This is a genomic window from Streptomyces sp. 63XJN7_1_ISO-PGPR-S23-121 (assembly GCF_056173025.1).
This window is the reverse complement of sequence record NZ_CM149653.1, coordinates 1367354-1385521: the sequence shown is the minus strand read 5'-3', so window position 1 is coordinate 1385521 and position 18168 is coordinate 1367354. Positions and strand designations below refer to the sequence as shown.

The window sequence follows — 18168 nt, the reverse complement described above, 5'->3', positions numbered from 1 at the left end:
AGCGCGCGACGGCCGGATGCGGCGGTCGCGTGCGGGGCGGGTCCTAGGCCAAGAGGAGGAACACGCGCGTCAAGCTAGCAGCGCGGGGCGCGCACCCGCCATCCCTTTCCCGGTGCGCGCCGGCCCCGCGTCATCCCCGCGTCAGTCCGGCCACCAGTTCGTCCGCGGCGCGGTACGGGTCGAGTTCGCCCGCCACGATCCGGTCGGCCAGCGCGCCCAGGCGCCGGTCGCCGTGGAGGTCGCCGATGCGTTCGCGCAGGGTGGTGACGGCGATCGTCTCGACCTCGCGGGCTGCGCGGGCGCGGCGGCGCTCGGCCAGCACGTCCCGCTCCTCCATCCAGGCGCGGTGCTTCTCCAGCGCCTCGACGACCTCGTCGACGCCTTCGCCGCGCGCGGCGACCGTCTTGACGATGGGCGGGCGCCAGTCTCCGGCGGCGCGGGCCTCGCCGAGGCCCAGCATGTGGTTCAGCTCGCGGGCGGTGGCGTCCGCGCCGTCCCGGTCGGCCTTGTTGACGACGTAGACGTCGCCGATCTCCAGGATTCCGGCCTTGGCGGCCTGGATGCCGTCGCCCATGCCGGGGGCGAGGAGGACGACGGAGGTGTCGGCCTGCGAGGCGATCTCGACCTCGGACTGGCCGACGCCGACGGTCTCGACCAGGATCACGTCGCAGCCCGCCGCGTCCAGCACGCGGATGGCCTGCGGCGCGGCCCAGGCGAGGCCGCCGAGGTGGCCGCGGGTGGCCATGGAGCGGATGTAGACGCCGGGGTCGGAGGCGTGCTCCGACATGCGGACCCGGTCGCCCAGCAGGGCACCGCCGGAGAACGGCGAGGACGGGTCGACGGCGAGGACCCCGACCCGCCTGCCCTGCTTGCGGTACGCCGTGACCAGCGCCGAGGTGGACGTCGACTTGCCGACGCCCGGCGAGCCCGTCAGGCCCACCACGTACGCGCCCCCGGTGAGCGGCGCGAGGGCCGCCATGACCTCCCTGAGCTGCGGAGACGCCCCCTCCACCAGGGAGATCAGCCGGGCCACGGCCCGCGGCCGGCCTTCCCGGGCCTGGGCGACCAGCGAGGAGACGTCCTGCATCACAGCTCCGTTCCGAGGTGCACGTACGTGAGGGAGAGGGGGCTCAGGCCCTGGATACCCGGACGATCAGGGCGTCACCCTGGCCGCCGCCGCCGCACAGCGCCGCCGCGCCGACGCCGCCGCCGCGCCGCTTCAGCTCCAGCGCCAGGTGCAGGACGAGCCGGGCGCCGGACATGCCGATGGGGTGACCCAGGGCGATGGCGCCACCGTTGACGTTCACCTTTTCGGTGGACACGCCGAGGTCCTTCATGGACTGCACGGCGACGGCCGCGAACGCCTCGTTGATCTCGATCAGGTCGAGGTCGCCGACCTCCAGGCCCTCCTTCTTCAGGGCGTGCAGGATGGCGTTGGACGGCTGCGACTGCAAAGAGTTGTCGGGGCCGGCCACGTTGCCGTGGGCACCGATCTCGGCGATCCACTCCAGGCCGAGCTCCTGCGCCTTGGCCTTGCTCATGACGACCACGGCCGCCGCGCCGTCGGAGATCTGCGAGGAGGAGCCGGCGGTGATCGTGCCGTCCTTCGAGAAGGCCGGGCGGAGCTTGCCGAGGGACTCGGCGGTGGTGTCGCCGCGGATGCCCTCGTCCTTGCTGAACAGCACCGGGTCGCCCTTGCGCTGCGGGATCTCGACCGGGGTGATCTCGGCCTCGAAGATGCCGTTCTTCTGGGCGGCGGCGGCGCGCTGGTGGGACAGGGCGGCGATCTCGTCCTGCTCCGGACGGGCGATGCCGAGCCGGGTGTTGTGCTTCTCCGTCGACTCGCCCATGGCGATGTTCTCGAAGGCGTCGGTCAGGCCGTCGTGCGCCATGGCGTCGAGCATCTGCACCGCGCCGTACTTGTAGCCCTCGCGGGACTTGGGCAGCAGGTGCGGGGCGTTGGTCATGGACTCCTGGCCACCGGCCACGACCACGTCGAATTCACCCGCGCGAATCAGCTGGTCGGCGAGCGCGATGGCGTCGAGGCCGGAGAGGCACACCTTGTTGATCGTGAGCGCCGGGACGTTCATGGGGATGCCGGCCTTGACGGCCGCCTGGCGGGCCGGGATCTGGCCGGCGCCGGCCTGGAGGACCTGCCCCATGATCACGTACTGGACCTGGTCGCCGGCGATCCCCGCGCGGTCCAGGGCGGCCTTGATCGCGAAACCTCCGAGGTCGGCCCCGGAGAAGGACTTCAACGAGCCGAGCAGCCGCCCCATCGGGGTGCGGGCACCCGCGACGATGACGGAGGTCGTGCCGTTCGTTGCAGAAGACATGAGCTGCGATCCCCTTTTCCGGCCCGCACAGGCCGAGGAGTGAACGAGGGTTTACTCGAATGTACTGAGCGGTATCCCGCCCGTCACCGTGCTGTCGGTGTGATCGCCCGCACGTTGCGCAACCACCTCCGGAGCGCTGCACTGATTCCATGCTGACGCGAATCGACCACATCGGAATCGCCTGCCACGACCTCGACGCGACCGTCGAGTTCTACCGTGCCACCTACGGCTTCGAGGTGTTCCACACCGAGGTCAACGAGGAACAGGGCGTGCGCGAGGCCATGCTCAAGATCAACGATACGTCGGACGGCGGTGCCTCGTACCTCCAGCTGCTCGAGCCGACCCGGGAGGACTCCGCGGTCGGGAAGTGGCTGGCGAAGAACGGCGAGGGCGTCCACCACATCGCGTTCGGGACGGCGGACGTCGACGCGGACGCCGCGGACATCCGCGGCAAGGGCGTACGCGTGCTGTACGACGAGCCCCGGCGCGGTTCCATGGGGTCCCGGATCACCTTCCTGCACCCCAAGGACTGCCATGGCGTCCTGACAGAACTCGTCACTTCGGCGGCCGTTGAGTCACCTGAGCACTGACCCTCGTACATAAGGGCCGGTAGGGTTGGGTGCGGTCGCCGCTCAGTCCAGGGTGACCCGGTCCTGTCGTCGCCGGCGCCGGGACCGCCGGGGTCCGTGTTTCGGGGGGCGAGGGACGGGGCAGCAGCCCATGCTCCGCCGTTGATCTGACACCATTCCCCCGGGGGCACCGTTCGGTGGACGGACGGAGCCCGTTCTAAGGGATTTGCGACCAGGGGACGGATGGGACCGCGCAGTGCGGGGCTACGAGAGCCAGGAGCGAGAGCCGGCGGCTGACGTCGACCACCTCTCTCGGTTCGAGGCCGAGATGAAGCGGCTGAAGACCGAGCGGGAAAAGGCGATCCAGCACGCCGAGGACCTCGGCTACCAGGTCGAGGTGCTGCGCGCCAAGCTGCACGAGGCGCGGCGCACCATCATGTCCCGGCCCGCCTTCGACGGCGGCGACATCGGGTACCAGGCCGAGCAGTTGCTGCGCAACGCGCAGGTGCAGGCCGACCAGCTGCGCGCGGACGCCGAGCGGGAGCTGAGCCAGGCCCGCGCGCAGACCCAGCGCATCCTGCAGGAGCACGCCGAGCAGGCCGCCCGGCTCCAGGCCGAGCTGCACCAGGAGGCCGTGACCCGGCGCCAGCAGCTCGACCAGGAGCTGGCCGAGCGCCGGCAGACCGTCGAGTCGCACGTCAACGAGAACGTGGCCTGGGCGGAGCAGCTGCGCGCCCGCACCGAGCAGCAGGCCCGCCGGCTGCTCGACGAGTCCCGTACCGAGGCCGAGCAGGCCCTGGCCACGGCCCGCGCGGAGGCCGAACGGCTGACGTCCGAGGCCCGGCAGCGGCTGCGCGACGACGCCGAGGCGGCGCGCGGCGAGGCCGAGCAGATCCTGCGCCGCGCCCGCGCGGACGCCGAGCGGCTGCTGAACGCCGCCTCCACCCAGGCCCAGGAGGCCACCGACCACGCCGAGCAGCTGCGCAGCTCCACCGCGAGCGAGTCGGAGTCCGCGCGCCGGCGGGCCCAGGAGCTGAGCCGGACCGCCGAGCAGCGCATGAGCGAGGCCGAGGAGGCGCTGCGCAAGGCGCAGACCGAGGCCGAGAAGCTGGTCGCCGAGGCCAAGGAGTCCGCGGCCAAGACCCTCTCGAGCGCCGAGTCGGCCAACGAGCAGCGCACCCGCACGGCCAAGGAGCAGGTCGCCCGGCTGGTCAGCGAGGCCACCAAGGACGCCGAGACCACCAGGGCCGAGGCCGAGCAGCTCGTCGCGGACGCCCGAGCCGAGGCCGAGAAGATCGTCGCCGAGGCCGCCGAGAAGGCCCGTACGGTCACCGCCGAGGAGTCGGCCACCCAGCTGTCCAAGGCCGCCAAGACCGCCGAGGACGTGCTGAACAAGGCGTCCGAGGAGGCCAGCCGGACCACGAAGGCCGCCGTCGAGGAGGCCGAGCGGATCCGCACCGAGGCCGAGGCGGAGGCCGACCGGCTGCGGGCCGAGGCGCACGACATCGCCGAGGGGCTCAAGGGCGCGGCGAAGGACGACACCAAGGAGTACCGCGCCAAGACGGTCGAGCTCCAGGAGGAGGCGCGCCGGCTGCGCGGCGAGGCCGAGCAGCTGCGCGCCGACGCGGCCGCCGAGGGCGAGAAGATCCGCGCCGGGGCCCGCAAGGAGGCCGTGGCGCAGATCGAGGAGGCGGCGAAGACCGCCGAGGAGCTGCTCGCCAAGGCCAAGGCGGACGCCGACGAGCTGCGGCGGACGGCCACCGCGGACAGCGAGAAGGTCCGCACCGAGGCGATCGAGCGGGCGACGACCCTGCGCCGCCAGGCCGAGGAGACGCTGGAACGCACCCGCGCCGAGGCCGAGCGGCACCGCGCGGAGGCCGCCGAACGCGCCGAGGAGCTCCAGGCCGACGCCGAGCGCGCCGCCCGTGAGCTGCGCGAGGAGACCGAGCGCGCCGTCGAGGCCCGGCAGGCGGAGGCCGCCGAGGAGCTGACGCGGCTGCACACCGAGGCGGAGGAGCGCCGGAGCTCCGCGGAGCAGGCGCTGACCGAGGCCCGTGAGGAGGGCGCGCGGATCCGCCGCGAGGCCGCCGAGGAGAGCGAGCGGCTGCGCACCGAGGCCGCGGAGCGGATCCGCGCGCTCCAGCAGCAGGCCGAGACGGAGGCCGAGCGGCTGCGCACCGAGGCCGCCGCCGACGCCTCCGCGTCCCGCGCGGAGGGCGAGGCCGTCGCCGTACGGCTGCGGTCGGAGGCCGCGGGCGAGGCGGAGCGGCTGAAGTCGGAGGCGCAGGAGAGCGCGGACCGGGTCCGGGCGGAGGCGCAGGCCGCCGCCGAGCGCATCGCGGCCGAGGCGTCCGAGACGCTGGCCGCCGCGCAGGAGGAGGCCGCCCGGCGCCGCCGCGAGGCCGAGGAGCTGCTGGGCGCCGCCCGGCAGGAGGCGGACCAGGAGCGCGAGCGGGCCCGCGAGCAGAGCGAGGAGCTGCTTGCCTCGGCGCGCACCCGGGTGGAGGAGGCGCAGGCCGAGGCGACCCGGCTGGTCGAGGAGGCCGACCGGCGCGCGACCGAGATGGTGTCGGCGGCCGAGCAGCACGCGCAGCAGGTGCGCGAGTCGGTCGCCGGGCTGCACGAGCAGGCCCAGGAGGAGATCACCGGGCTGCGCAGCGCCGCCGAGCACGCGGCGGAGCGCACCCGGCGCGAGGCCGAGGAGGAGGCGGACCGGGTCCGCGCCGACGCCTACGCGGAGCGGGAGCGGGCCGGCGAGGACGCGGGCCGGCTGCGCCGCGAGGCGCGGGAGGAGTCGGAGGCCGCCAAGTCGCTCGCCGAGCGGACGATGTCCGAGGCGATCACGGAGGCCGACCGGATCCGCGCGGACGTGTCCGAGCACGCCCAGCGGGTGCGCACGGAGGCGTCGGACACGATCGCCGAGGCGGAGCAGAGCGCGGCGCGCACCCGGGCGGACGCCCGCGAGGACGCCAACCGCATCCGGTCCGACGCGGCGACGCAGGCGGACACGCTGATCACCGAGGCGCGTTCCGAGGCGGAGCGGCTGACCACGGAGACGGCCGCGGAGACCGACCGGATCCGTACGGAGACGGTCGCCGAGGCGGAGCGGGTCCGCACCGAGGCGGCGGCGGAGGCCGAGCGGGTCACCACGGCCGCCCTGGAGGAGGCCGAGCGGCTGCGCACGGAGTCGGTCTCCGAGGCCGACCGGGTGCGGTCCGAGGCGAGCGCCCAGGCGGAACGGCTGCTGTCGGAGGCCGGCGGGGAGGCGGAGCGGCTGCGGGCCGAGGCCGCCGAGGCGGTCGGCTCCGCGCAGCAGCACGCCGAGCGGATCCGCACCGAGGCGGAGCGGCTCAAGGCGGAGGCGGCGGCGGAGGCCGAACGGGTGACCACGGCCGCCCGCGAGGAGGCCGAGCGCACCCTTGACGAGGCCCGCAAGGACGCCAACAAGCGGCGCTCCGAGGCGGCCGAGCAGGTCGACACGCTGATCACCGAGACCACGGCGGAGGCCGACAAGCTGCTCACCGAGGCCCGGCAGCAGGCCCAGAAGACCACCGCGGACGCCGAGTCGCAGGCCGACACGATGGTCGGCGCGGCCCGTACGGAGGCCGACCGGATCGTCGCCGAGGCGACGGTCGAGGGCAACACCCGGGTGGAGAAGGCCCGCACGGACGCGGACGGGCTGCTCGTCGGGGCCCGGCGGGACGCGACGGCCATAAGGGAGCGGGCGGAGGAGCTGCGCGAGCGCCTCACGTCCGAGATCGAGGAGCTGCACGAGCGGGCCCGCCGTGAGGCCGCCGAGACGATGAAGTCGGCCGGCGACCGCTGCGACGCGCTCATCAAGGCCGCCGAGGAGCAGCTCGCCAAGGCGGAGGCGAAGGCCAAGGAGCTGGTGTCGGAGGCCAACTCCGAGGCCGGCAAGGTGCGCATCGCCGCCGTCAAGAAGGCCGAGGGCCTGCTGAAGGAGGCCGAGCAGAAGAAGGCCTCGCTGGTCCGGGAGGCCGAGGAGCTCAAGGCCGAGGCGGTCCGGGAGGCCCGGCGCACGGTCGAGGAGGGCAAGCGCGAGCTGGAGATCCTGGTGCGGCGCCGCGAGGACATCAACACCGAGATCTCCCGGGTGCAGGACGTGCTGGAGGCGCTGGAGTCCTTCGAGGCACCGGCGGGCGGCAAGGACGGCGGGGTCAAGGCCGGTGCCACGGTCGGCGCCCCCCGTTCGGGTGGCAAGTCGTCAGACGGCTAGCATCCGAGGCGGTTTCGGTGTCTCCTGGAGGGCTCTGACTCAGCCTCCGCTTGGACCTTTGATCTGAACTTTGGCAAGCCGTCCGTGGGCTAGCCACTCAAAAGAGGTGTCATTCTCCAGATCAAACACGCATCCGCTCGATGACACACCGCATTGGCGCCTAGGATTCCCTCTATCACCTCACCCGGTCTCTTTCGACAGGAACCCCATGAGCGACACTTCCCCCTACGGCTTCGAGCACGTGCGGCGTGGGTACGACCGCGCTCAGGTGGACGAGTACATCTCCAAGATCATTTCTGATCGCGACAGCGCTTTCTCCCGCATCACCGCTCTGGAAAAGCGCATCGAGGAGCTCCACCTCGAGACCCAGAACGCCCAGGCCCAGGTGAATGAGGCCGAGCCGTCGTACGCCGGCCTCGGTGCTCGGGTCGAGAAGATCCTGCGCCTCGCCGAGGAGGAGGCGAAGGACCTGCGCGACGAGGCCCGGCGCGCCGCCGAGCAGCACCGCGAGCTGGCCGAATCGGCCGCCCAGCAGGTGCGCAACGACGCCGAGTCGTACGCCGCGGAGCGCAAGGCCAAGGCCGAGGACGAGGGCGTCCGGATCGTCGAGAAGGCCAAGGGCGACGCCTCGCAGCTGCGCTCGGAGGCGCAGAAGGACGCGCAGTCGAAGCGGGAGGAGGCCGACGCCCTCTTCGAGGAGACCCGCGCCAAGGCCGCGCAGGCCGCCGCCGACTTCGAGACGAACCTCGCCAAGCGCCGGGAGCAGTCGGAGCGCGACCTGGCCTCCCGTCAGGCCAAGGCCGAGAAGCGCCTCGCGGAGATCGAGCACCGCGCCGAGCAGCTGCGCCTGGAGGCGGAGAAGCTGCGCACGGACGCCGAGCGCCGCGCCCGCCAGACCGTCGAGACGGCGCAGCGTCAGGCCGAGGACATCGTGGCCGACGCCAACGCCAAGGCCGACCGCATCCGTTCCGAGTCGGAGCGTGAGCTCGCCGCCCTGACCAACCGCCGCGACTCCATCAACGCGCAGCTGACCAACGTGCGCGAGATGCTGGCGACCCTCACGGGCGCCGCGGTGGCCGCGGCCGGCTCGCCGGCCGAGGACGAGTCGGCCTCCCGCGGGGTGCCGGCCCAGCAGTCCCGCTGACGCCGGGACACGGTCCGGCCGGGCAGGGCGGACAAAGAGCGAAGCCTTCTGTCACTGGGGTGGCAGAGGGCTTCGTCCCGTTCTAGCGTGGGCCGCATGATCGAGCTCGAGGGGCTGACGAAGCGGTACGGCGAGAAGGTCGCGGTCAACAACCTCACGTTCACCGTCAGACCCGGCATCATCACCGGCTTCCTCGGGCCGAACGGTGCGGGCAAGTCGACGACCATGCGGATGGTGCTGGGCCTGGACCGGCCCACGGCGGGAGACGTCCGCATCGACGGCCTGCACTACGACCGGCTCAAGGACCCGCTCACCCGCATCGGCGCCCTGCTGGACGCCAAGGCGGTGCACGGCGGGCGCAGTGCCTACAACCACCTGCTGTGCCTGGCGCAGGCCAACGGGATCCCGGCCCGCCGGGTGCACGAGGTGCTGGACACCGTCGGCCTGACGGCGGTCGCGAAGAAGAAGGCCAAGGGCTTCTCCCTCGGCATGGGGCAGCGGCTCGGCATCGCGGGCGCGCTGCTCGGCGACCCGCGGATCCTGATGTTCGACGAGCCGGTCAACGGCCTGGACCCCGAGGGCATCCACTGGATCCGCAATCTGATGAAGACGCTGGCCGGCCAGGGCCGTACGGTCTTCGTCTCCTCCCACCTGATGAGCGAGATGGCGCTGACCGCCGACCACCTGGTCGTCATCGGCCAGGGCAGGCTCCTGGCGGACACCTCGATGGCCGAGTTCATCGCGGAGAACTCGCGTAGTTACGTCCGGATCCGCACCCCGCAGCGCGAACGGCTGCTCGACGCACTGCACGACGCCGGGATCACGGTCGCCGAGAGCGGTGCCGAGGTCCTGGAGGTCGACGGCGACAAGTCGGAGGCCATCGGCGAGCTGGCGGCGCGCGAGCGGATCGTGCTGCACGAGCTGAGCCCGCAGCGGGCCTCGCTGGAGGAGGCGTTCATGCAGCTGACGGCGGAGTCGGTGGAGTACCACGCGCACGACGGGCAGCCGGTCGCGGCGGCACCCGCGCAGCGGGCGGGTCAGGACGGACAGCAGCGGGCACAGCAGTGGGGCAGCGACTGGAGGCAGCGATGAGCACGGCCGCGACACAGGTCGTCCGGTCCGAGTGGACCAAGATCCGGTCGGTGTCCTCCACGGTGTGGACGCTGTCCCTGGCCGTGGTCGTCACGGTCGCCCTCGGCATGCTGATCTCGGCCCTGTCGAACAACGAGTTCGACAACTTGAGCGAGCGGGACCGGCTCTCCTTCGACCCGACCTTCATCAGCTTCGCCGGGATGAGCCTCGGTCAGCTGGCGATGATCGTGTTCGGGGTGCTGGTGGTGGCGAACGAGTACAGCACCGGCATGATCCGCACCTCACTGGCGGCCGTGCCGCAGCGCGCCACCTTCCTGTTCAGCAAGGTCGTGGTGGCCACCGGGCTCGCCCTGGTCGTCGCCATGATCACCAGCTTCGTCACCTTCTTCCTCGGGCAGGCGATGCTCGGCGACCTCAAGGCGTCGATCGGCGACCCGGGCGTGCTGCGGGCGGTCATCGGCGGCGGGCTCTACATGACCCTCATCGCGGTGTTCTCCATGGGGGTCGCCGCGATGCTGCGCTCACCGATGCTGTCCCTCGGCATCCTGATGCCGTTCTTCTTCCTGATCTCCAACATCCTGGGCAACGTCGACGTGACCAAGAAGGTCGGCCAGTTCCTGCCCGACCAGGCCGGCAGCAAGATCATGCAGGTGGTGACGCCCATCGACGACGACACCCCCTACGGCCCCTGGGGCGGCCTCGGGATCATGGCGCTGTGGGTGGTGGCGGCGCTCGTCGGCGGATATCTCGTGCTGAAGCGGCGGGACGCCTAGCAACGGGGTGCGGGGCGCCCGGTTTTTTTACCCGGACTTGAAGGGAACCGTCAGCGCCTCGATATCCTCCTAACCCTTACGGGGGCGTGTGCCCCGCTGTCCTGAACCTTTCGATGGGTGCGGAGCATGATCGAGGCAGTCGGCCTGACCAAGCGCTACGGCGACAAGACCGCTGTGTACAACCTGTCCTTCCAGGTGCGGCCCGGTGCCGTCACCGGCTTCCTCGGCCCCAACGGCTCCGGCAAGTCGACGACGATGCGCATGATCCTCGGCCTGGACAACCCGACCGCGGGACACGTGACGATCGGCGGTCACCCGTACCGCAGGCTGCCCAACGCCCCGCGCCAGGTCGGCGCCCTGCTGGACGCCAAGGCGGTGCACGGCGGCCGGTCGGCCCGCAATCACCTACTGAGCCTGGCCCAGCTGTCGGGCATCCCCGCCCGGCGCGTGGACGAGGTGCTCGGCGTGGTCGGCCTGCAGGACGTGGCCAAGCGGCGTTCCAAGGGCTTCTCCCTCGGCATGGGCCAGCGGCTCGGCATCGCCGCCGCGCTGCTCGGCGACCCGCAGGTGCTGCTCTTCGACGAGCCGGTCAACGGCCTGGACCCCGAGGGCATCCTCTGGGTGCGGAACCTGATGAGGGCGCTCGCGGCCGAGGGCCGTACGGTCTTCGTCTCCTCGCACCTGATGAGCGAGATGGCGCTGACCGCCGACCACCTGATCGTCATCGGGCGCGGCCAGCTGCTCGCCGACATGAGCGTGACGGCGTTCATCTCGGCGAACTCCGCCGACTTCGCGCGGGTGCGCACGCCGGACACCGAGCCGCAGCTGCGCGAGAAGCTGACGTCCGCGCTGACCGAGGCGGGCGGCCACGTGATGCCCGAGCAGGACGGGGCGCTGCGGGTGACCGGCCTGGCGCTGCCCCGCATCAGCGACATCGCGCACGAGTCCGACGTACGGCTGTGGGAGCTGTCGCCGCACCAGGCCTCGCTGGAGGAGGCGTACATGCGGATGACGCAGGGCGCCGTCGACTACCGGTCGACGATCGACCAGAAGGCCGGGCTCCAGCAGCCGCTGCCGCCCGGAGCGCAGCCTCCGATGCCGCTGCCCGGACAGGGCCAGCCCGGCTGGTACGCCCCGCCGCCGCCCCAGCCGGGCGCACAGCCCGCGCCGGGCCAGGCCCCCACGGGCCCTTACGGCGCCCCGGCCGCACCGGCCGTGCCTGTCGCACCGCCGGCGGGCGCGCCCTCGGGCAACCCGTACGCACAGCCGTCCCCGTCGGCCCCCGCGGCGCCCCAGGCCGCCCCCGCGCCCGCTCCCGCCGCCCCGGCTCCCGCCGCCGCCCCCGCGCCCGTCACCGACCCGACCAAGCCCGAGGACGCCCGATGAGCACGCCCCAGCCCCCGATGCCGCAGGCCGCGCCCCAGTGGCAGGCGGCGACCGGTGCGCCGTTCCCCACCTACACCTCGCCGATCCCGGTGGTGCGCACGCATCTCGGGCACGCGGTCGCCTCCGAGTGGACCAAGATCAGGTCGGTGCGCTCGACGATGTGGACGCTGGGCGTGCTCGTCCTGCTGGTCATCGGCATCGGCCTGCTGACCGGCGTGGTGGTGGCGAACTCCGGCGCGGACGCGTCCGGCGAGAGCGCGCTCAGCCTCGGCTTCTTCGGTCTGCTGCTCGGCAGCATGTGCGTCATCACGCTCGGCGTGCTGACCACCGCCTCGGAGTACGGCACCGGCATGATCCGCACGACGATGACCGCGTGCCCCAGCCGCGGCCGGGTGCTCGCCGCGAAGGCGATCGTCTTCTTCCTGGTCGCGTTCGTGGTGACGCTGGTGTCCGCGACGCTCGTCGCCCTGCTGCACGTGGCCCTGCTGGAGGACCACGGCGCGGTGTCGCCCACCGGCGGGGAGTGGCTGAAGGGCACCGTGGGCGTCTCGCTCTACGTCGCGCTGCTCGGACTGCTCTCGCTCGCCGTCGGCTCCGTCATCCGGCACTCGGCGGGGGCCATCACCCTCATGATCGGGGCCGTGCTGGCGCCGCTGGTGATCGCGCTGTTCATGTTCTCGGAGTCCCTGGAGGACGTGCGCACCGCGCTGTTCGAGTACTCGATCCCGAACCAGATGAGCATCTTCTACACCAACTCGCTCACCGAGTCCGGCCCGTCCGGCTGGGACCCGCTGTGGATCATGCTGGTCGTGACGGCCGTCGTGTTCGCCGGCGCCGTCGCCCTGCTCCACCGGCGGGACGTCTGACCGGCGTTCAGAACCTCGGCGCGTTACGGGACCGCTGCACCCGCGTGGTGCGGCGGTCCTTCGCGTTCCAGCACGACCTGTGCCAGTGCCGGCGGTCGTCGACGCCCGCGTGCGCCTGCCAGGCCACCACGTGCGGGACGCCGTCGGGGATGAGCTGGTCGCAGCCCGGGCAGCGGTACGACTTCCCCTGCGCGCTCGCGCCCGCGACGTGCCGTACGCTCCAGTCCTCGCCCCGCCAGCTCTCCGACGACTGCCAGCCTCCGTAGCGGCCGGAGCCGTCGTCCTCGGCGCTCCGGCCGGACATGCCGGTCTCCTTGGGTCGGTTGCGACGCGGGGACACGGGACACCTCACGGAGCTATACAGGGAGTACGGACCGTCTCCAGCCTACGCGGCACGGGCGGAGCGCCCCCGGACCTCCCGTGACGGCCCGATTCTGCAGACAATCCGCAAATCCTTTGGTCCGACCGTGTCCTCGGCACGTGTCCGGCGGTTATGCCCTGCGGGGAAGCTCCGTGTCGGAGCCGAGGAAGCAGGAAGAGCAATGCGCGTTGGAAGTTTCGTGGTGGGCGCCCAGTTCCCGGGCCAGGGCCAGGGGGAAGCGCTGCACCGCGCGGTCCGCTCGGCCGAGGTCGCCGAGGAGGCGGGGCTCGACACGGTCTGGCTGGCCGAGCACCACTTCGTGCCGTACGGCACGTGCCCGTCGGCCGTGACGCTGGCCGCGCTGCTGCTGGGCCGCACCCGCCGCATCCGGGTCGGCACGGCGGTCAGTGTGCTGCCCACCGTCCATCCCGTGGCGCTCGGCGAGCAGGCCGCGCTGCTGCACGTCACGAGCGGCGGCCGGTTCTCGCTGGGCGTGGGCCGCGGCGGCCCCTGGGTCGACCTCGAGGTGTTCGGCGCCGGACTCGAGGCGTACGAGAAGGGGTTCCCGGAGTCACTCGATCTGCTGGTGCGCTGGCTGCGCGAGCCGGCCGTCGGCGCCGTAGGGGACCGCTTCCGGTTTCGCGAGGTGCCCGTCGTCCCGCGCCCCTCGGAGGTCCTGTCCGAGGCCCCGGGGCCGGAGGTCGTGGTGGCCTGCACCTCCCCGGCGAGCGTGCGCACGGCGGCCGAGCGGGGGCTGCCGATGCTGCTCGGCATGCACATCGGGGACGAGGAGAAGGCCGAGATGGTCGCCCTGTGGCAGCGGCAGGCCCGCGCCGTCGGGCGCCCGGAGCCGGAGGTCCGCGACGCGGCCCACGTCTCGGCCGGGGTCTGCCAGATCGCGGACCGGCGGGCCGACGCGGCGGAGACACTGCTCAAGATGATGCCGGGCTGGCTGCGGCAGGGGCTGGGCGCCCACGTCACGGTGGACGGCCGGGCCCGGCGGATGCGCGACCCGCTGGCGTACACCGAACTGCTCTGCGGACTGCACCCGGTGGGCCCGCCCCGACTGTGCGCGGACCGGCTCGCGGCGACCGGCGAGCGGACCGGCATCTCCCGTTTCGCCCTGCTCGTCGAGGGCTCCGGCGACCTCGCGGCGACCGAGGAGAACGTACGGCGGCTCGGGACCGAGGTGCTCCCCCAGCTCCGTTGAGCGGGCCGGGCAGGGACGGGCGCCCGGGGCCCGCGAGGGGCCGGGCGGAAGGCTTGCCGCTCCGGTACGAACTGCACCTCCCGCGTACGGAGCGGCAAGCGGACGGCCATCGCCTCAGCAGTCGCGGAATTCCGGCGACTGGTTCAGCAACTGGCTGCGCACCGAAGTGAATCGGGTCAGCGTCTCGTCGACGGAGGAGTCCAACGGGAACACCGCCACCCGGTGGCAGTTCTGGAAGGCCAGCCGCACCCCGAAGTGCCGCTGGAGCGCACCGCGGATGGCGTCACTCGCGAGCGCACGCAGCAGCTGACCGCGCGCCTGCTCGTCCGGCGGGGGCGTCTGGTTGTCGGCGAACGCTCCGCCGTCTACCTTCAGCTGTGCCACCAGGGAGCTGATCATCTCCCATGCGTAGGGCAGGGAGGTCCGGACGCAGTCGACGAATTCTGCTTCGTCGACCTCGCCTCGCTCGGCCTTCTCGAGTAGGGCCGGTGAGACGTCGAGCGACATGGGTACTCCTCTCGCACCCCCGACCAGCAGGGGTTGCCGGACAGTAAAGGGACGGCGCGATATCGGACACGCTGAGTACACGCCTCGCGACCTCCCGTTCAATACCGTAAGCAACCGATCGTGAGCGCACCAGGAGAATGCCTAGATGGGCACCATCCGGTACGCCCACAATCGGCCAGTGCGCAACACGGGACCCAAGGGGAGAAGTGGGATGTTCCGCCGGGCGCCGGGGGCGGAGGCGAATCGCGCCGGGACGGGCGCGTCGAGTAGCGTTGCCGACCATGCGTCTCGTCATTGCCCGCTGCTCCGTCGACTACGCCGGACGGCTCACCGCCCACCTCCCCTCGGCCCCCCGGCTGATTCTGGTCAAGGCGGACGGCAGCGTCTCGATCCATGCCGACGACCGGGCCTACAAACCCCTGAACTGGATGTCGCCGCCCTGCACCCTCAAGGAGGGCTCCGGTGAGGAGGCGGGCGTGTGGACCGTGGTCAACAAGGCGGGCGAGAAGCTCATCATCACGATGGAGGAGATCCTCCACGACTCCTCGCACGAACTGGGCGTGGACCCCGGCCTGATCAAGGACGGCGTGGAGGCCCACCTCCAGGAGTTGCTCGCCGACCGCATCGAGACCCTCGGCGACGGCTACACCCTGATCCGCCGTGAGTACCCGACCGCCATCGGGCCGGTCGACATCCTGTGCCGGGACGCCGACGGGAGGACCGTCGCCGTCGAGATCAAGCGGCGCGGCGAGATCGACGGGGTGGAGCAGCTCACGCGTTACCTGGAGCTGCTGAACCGCGACCCGCATCTCGCCCCGGTGCGCGGCGTCTTCGCCGCCCAGGAGATCAAGCCGCAGGCCCGGGTGCTGGCCACCGACCGCGGCATCGGCTGCCAGGTGCTGGACTACAACGCGCTGCGGGGCATCGAGGACGACAAGCTGCGGCTGTTCTGAGCGGTGCGGGCGCGGAGCCCGCGACGTGTGAGGGGCCGGGTCCGTGCGGACCCGGCCCCTCACACGTCGCGGCGTCTCAGATGATCTGCCCGGTGGTCGCCGGAGCGGACTCCGTGCCGGTCGCGCCGCTGCTCCGGGTCGCGGTCGCGGGGCTGCTTCCGGGAGCGCTCGCGGTGGTCGGGGTGACGGGGCCGGTCGCGCTGTTGGAGGTCTCCGGCGATGTCGTCGGCGGCTGGGGGTCGGTCGGCGTCGGCTCGGGGGTGCTGGGCTGCCCCGTCGGAGTCGTCGGGTCGGGGTCCGGCTCGCTCTGCGTCGGCTTCGGCGACGACGGCCTCGTCGACGGCGACGTCGGCGGCTGCGACTTCGTCGGGCCGCTCGGCTCGCCGGAGCCGGTCGGGTCTCCGGGCCCGCTGCTGCCGCTGGGGCTGTCCGACGGCCGGGCCGTGTCGCTCGGTGTCGGGTCGTCGGAGGTGCCCGGGGTGCCATCGGGGCCGGGGTCGGACGGCCGGGCGGTCGCCTCGCCGGTGTCCGCGGAGTCGTCGCCGTCGTCCTCCGGCCGGTCGGCGCCGAGGCTGCCGTCGTCGACGCCCTGGCTGGCCGACGGGTTGACGCCGACCTGGTCGGACGGCGTTCCCGCGTCGTTCTCGGAAGTGGCGCCGAGCGTCACCACCGTGCCGAGCACGGCGACGAGCAGCGCGCCCGCTCCGGCGGCCACCAGATTGCGCCGCGCGAGGCCCTTGATGCCGCCTCCGGCCTTGCGGGCCGGGCCCGGGGAGGGATCCCGGCGGGCGATGAGCGTCGGGGCCTGCGGGGACGGCTGGAGCGGCGGGAAGGGTGCCGGCGCACCGGCCGCCGAGGACACCTGCTCCTCGTGGGGGGTGCCGGGCCCCTCGTCGTCCACGGTCGGGCCGAGGCCGGCTCCGACGGCGGCGAGTCCGGCTCCGACGGCACCGGGCACGCCCGGGCGGGTGCCCGCGCCGGGGGTGTCCCCGGAACGGTCCGCCACCAGGGCGAGGGCACGGCGTCCGGCGACGGCGCCGCGCTTGTCGGAGAGTGCGCCGCGCAGCCCGATGGACGCCTCCAGCTCGGCGCGGGCCCGGTCGAGCTGCCCCTCGCACAGCGCGAGGACGCCGAGCTCGTGGTGGAAGTAGGCCTGTTCGGCGACGTCTCCGGCGAGCCGGGAGGCCTCGGCGCCGGAGCGCAGCGCCCGTTCCCAGGCGCTCCAGTGCAGCCCGGCGGCGAACGCGGGGGCCGCGGTGCGGGCCAGCCGGACCGCGGGGCTCTCCTCGTCGTCCGCGGGCGGGGTCGTCGTCGGCACCAGCACGGCGAGGGCGGCCAGGACGGCGTCGGCTTCGGCGCAGACGCGCTCGGGGGTCACCGAGGGGTGCCCGGCCCACCAGGCGTAGTGCCGGGCGACGGCCGGCGCCCGCTCCCCCGCGTCGTCGGCGTACCCGGCGTTCTCGAGCTGGGCGAGCACCCCGGCGGCGAGCCGGTAGCGGGAGCCGACCGGCGAGACCAGTCCGCAGTCGGCCAGCTCGCCGAGGGCGGCGTCCGCGTGGGTGTCGCCGACCAGCGCGGGCAGGTGCGCCTGGTGCGGCACCTCGCCGCCGAGGGCGACGGCGAGCTCCAGGGTGGCGCGGGCGGAGGCGCTCAGCCGGGAGGCGAGCAGCGGCGCGGGCGCGGCGGCCTCGCCGACGGACGGCAGGGGCACCTCGTCCTCGGGGGCGCCGTAGGGCGTCTCGTCGGCCGGGCGGGCGTCGGCGAAGACGCCGAACTCGTCGACGGCGTCGGCGCCGGCCCGCAGCCGGTCGCGCCGGCGCAGCAGCGCACCGGCCTGCACGAAGCGCAGCGGCAGGCCCTCGGACTCGAACCAGAGGTCGCCGGCCCAGTTGGCCTCCTCGTCGGTGAGGGGCCGTCCGGTGGCGCGCTCCAGCAACTCCACGCCGTCCGAGCGGTCCAGGCCGGTGAGGAAGACCTCCTCGACGGCGGAGCCGGCGGAGGGGGCGGGGACGTCCGGCGTCGCGGCGACGAGGAAGGCGCACTCGGGGGTGGCGTCCAGCAACTCGTCGAGGGCGGTGCCGCCGAACTCCGCGTCGTCCAGGACGACGACCGCGCCGACGTCGCGGACCAGGTCGAGCAGCTCGTCCCGTTCCGGCCGGTGCAGGGGGGCGCGGTGGACGGCGTGGAAGAGGTCGTACAGCAGGTCGTCGGCGGTGCGGCGGAAGCCGTTGAGGCGGACGACGCCGTCGGGCGCGAGGTCCGCGCAGTCCTCGGCGACGACGTCGAGGAGGCTGGTCCGGCCGGAGCCGGCGGGGCCGGTCAGGCGCACCGACCGGCCGCGGGCGAGCAGCCTTGCCAGGCGTTCCCGCTCGTCCTGGCGGGCCAGCAGCCCGAGTGCGGGCCGCGCCGGTCCCGGGGGGACGGGCGGCCGGGCGGCGCGCTCAAGCTCGGCGCGTTCGGACGCGGTGAGCCGTTCCGGCCGGGCGGGCCGCTCTCCCCCACTCTCGAATCCACTCGAGCGGGAGGTGCCCCCAGGCGGGCAGACCTCGATCTCGCTGCCGTCGACGGGGTTGACGGTGAGCAGGAAGTCGCCGGAGACGAGCCGCACGGTGCGGGCGAGCGCGGGCGTGTGCTGTCCGAAGTCGGGTGCGAGGGAGTCCCTGGGCGGGCGCGGGCGCGGCGTCTCGCCGTCGTGGCCGTGCTCCTCGGGTCCCCGGTTGTTCGGCTCCATAGG

The 18168-nt window shown here is 73.2% G+C and carries 14 protein-coding genes; 9 read left to right on the top strand and 5 right to left on the bottom strand.

The features are described from left to right. Positions 1–130 precede the first annotated feature (130 nt). Together meaB and AC0VYN_RS06470 are read right to left on the bottom strand one after the other, a co-directional pair. A complete protein-coding gene (gene meaB / locus AC0VYN_RS06475; protein WP_385458246.1) occupies positions 131–1087 on the bottom strand; it encodes a methylmalonyl Co-A mutase-associated GTPase MeaB in 957 nt (318 codons plus the stop codon). Between the two features lie 43 nt (positions 1088–1130). Then, the gene (locus AC0VYN_RS06470) at positions 1131–2336 is read right to left on the bottom strand and encodes an acetyl-CoA C-acetyltransferase (protein WP_475535151.1); all 1206 of its coding nucleotides are present in this window, start codon (positions 2334–2336) and stop codon (positions 1131–1133) included. 149 nt (positions 2337–2485) lie between these two features. Between AC0VYN_RS06470 and mce the strand changes: the two genes are divergently transcribed. The 7 genes from mce to AC0VYN_RS06435 all read left to right on the top strand — a co-directional run bounded on the left by mce (position 2486) and on the right by AC0VYN_RS06435 (position 12403). Further along, positions 2486–2926 carry a methylmalonyl-CoA epimerase gene (mce, locus tag AC0VYN_RS06465; RefSeq protein ID WP_059301486.1) on the top strand — a complete coding sequence of 147 codons (441 nt, stop codon included), beginning with the start codon at positions 2486–2488 and terminating at the stop codon, positions 2924–2926. A 235-nt stretch (positions 2927–3161) separates the two neighbouring features. Next, positions 3162–7142, top strand: a complete 3981-nt coding sequence (scy, locus tag AC0VYN_RS06460; RefSeq protein ID WP_475535150.1) for a polarized growth protein Scy — start codon at positions 3162–3164, stop codon at positions 7140–7142. Between the two features lie 208 nt (positions 7143–7350). Continuing rightward, on the top strand, positions 7351–8286 hold the full coding sequence (locus tag AC0VYN_RS06455; protein WP_475535149.1) for a cellulose-binding protein: 936 nt from the start codon (positions 7351–7353) through the stop codon (positions 8284–8286). Positions 8287–8382: 96 nt separating this feature from the next. Beyond that, complete coding sequence (locus tag AC0VYN_RS06450) at positions 8383–9378, top strand: ABC transporter ATP-binding protein (RefSeq protein ID WP_475535148.1); 996 nt, start codon at positions 8383–8385, stop codon at positions 9376–9378. After that, positions 9375–10151 (top strand): ABC transporter permease, encoded by a 777-nt coding sequence (locus tag AC0VYN_RS06445; protein ID WP_475535147.1) that lies wholly within the window; start codon positions 9375–9377, stop codon positions 10149–10151. The genes AC0VYN_RS06450 and AC0VYN_RS06445 overlap by 4 nt, the downstream gene beginning before the upstream one ends. A 126-nt stretch (positions 10152–10277) precedes the next feature. After that, on the top strand, positions 10278–11537 hold the full coding sequence (locus AC0VYN_RS06440; protein WP_475535146.1) for an ABC transporter ATP-binding protein: 1260 nt from the start codon (positions 10278–10280) through the stop codon (positions 11535–11537). Next, positions 11534–12403, top strand: a complete 870-nt coding sequence (locus AC0VYN_RS06435; protein ID WP_475535145.1) for an ABC transporter permease — start codon at positions 11534–11536, stop codon at positions 12401–12403. The genes AC0VYN_RS06440 and AC0VYN_RS06435 overlap by 4 nt, the downstream gene beginning before the upstream one ends. Positions 12404–12410: 7 nt before the next feature. Here AC0VYN_RS06435 and AC0VYN_RS06430 read toward each other — a convergent pair whose 3' ends face one another. Further along, on the bottom strand, positions 12411–12743 hold the full coding sequence (locus AC0VYN_RS06430) for an ATP/GTP-binding protein (protein WP_475535144.1): 333 nt from the start codon (positions 12741–12743) through the stop codon (positions 12411–12413). Between the two features lie 202 nt (positions 12744–12945). Between AC0VYN_RS06430 and AC0VYN_RS06425 the strand changes: the two genes are divergently transcribed. Then, positions 12946–13974, top strand: coding sequence for an LLM class flavin-dependent oxidoreductase (locus AC0VYN_RS06425; RefSeq protein WP_475535143.1), 1029 nt, complete (start codon positions 12946–12948; stop codon positions 13972–13974). A 114-nt stretch (positions 13975–14088) separates the two neighbouring features. Here the strand turns inward: AC0VYN_RS06425 and AC0VYN_RS06420 are convergent, their stop codons facing one another. Then, positions 14089–14481, bottom strand: coding sequence for an SCO5389 family protein (locus tag AC0VYN_RS06420; RefSeq protein ID WP_356201639.1), 393 nt, complete (start codon positions 14479–14481; stop codon positions 14089–14091). 281 nt (positions 14482–14762) lie between these two features. On the opposite strand from AC0VYN_RS06420, the gene nucS reads away from it, so the two are divergent. Beyond that, positions 14763–15434 carry an endonuclease NucS gene (gene nucS / locus AC0VYN_RS06415; protein ID WP_385458256.1) on the top strand — a complete coding sequence of 224 codons (672 nt, stop codon included), beginning with the start codon at positions 14763–14765 and terminating at the stop codon, positions 15432–15434. A 76-nt stretch (positions 15435–15510) separates the two neighbouring features. Here the strand turns inward: nucS and AC0VYN_RS06410 are convergent, their stop codons facing one another. Further along, positions 15511–18165, bottom strand: coding sequence for an ATP-binding protein (locus AC0VYN_RS06410; protein WP_475535142.1), 2655 nt, complete (start codon positions 18163–18165; stop codon positions 15511–15513). Between the last annotated feature and the right edge of the window lie 3 nt (positions 18166–18168).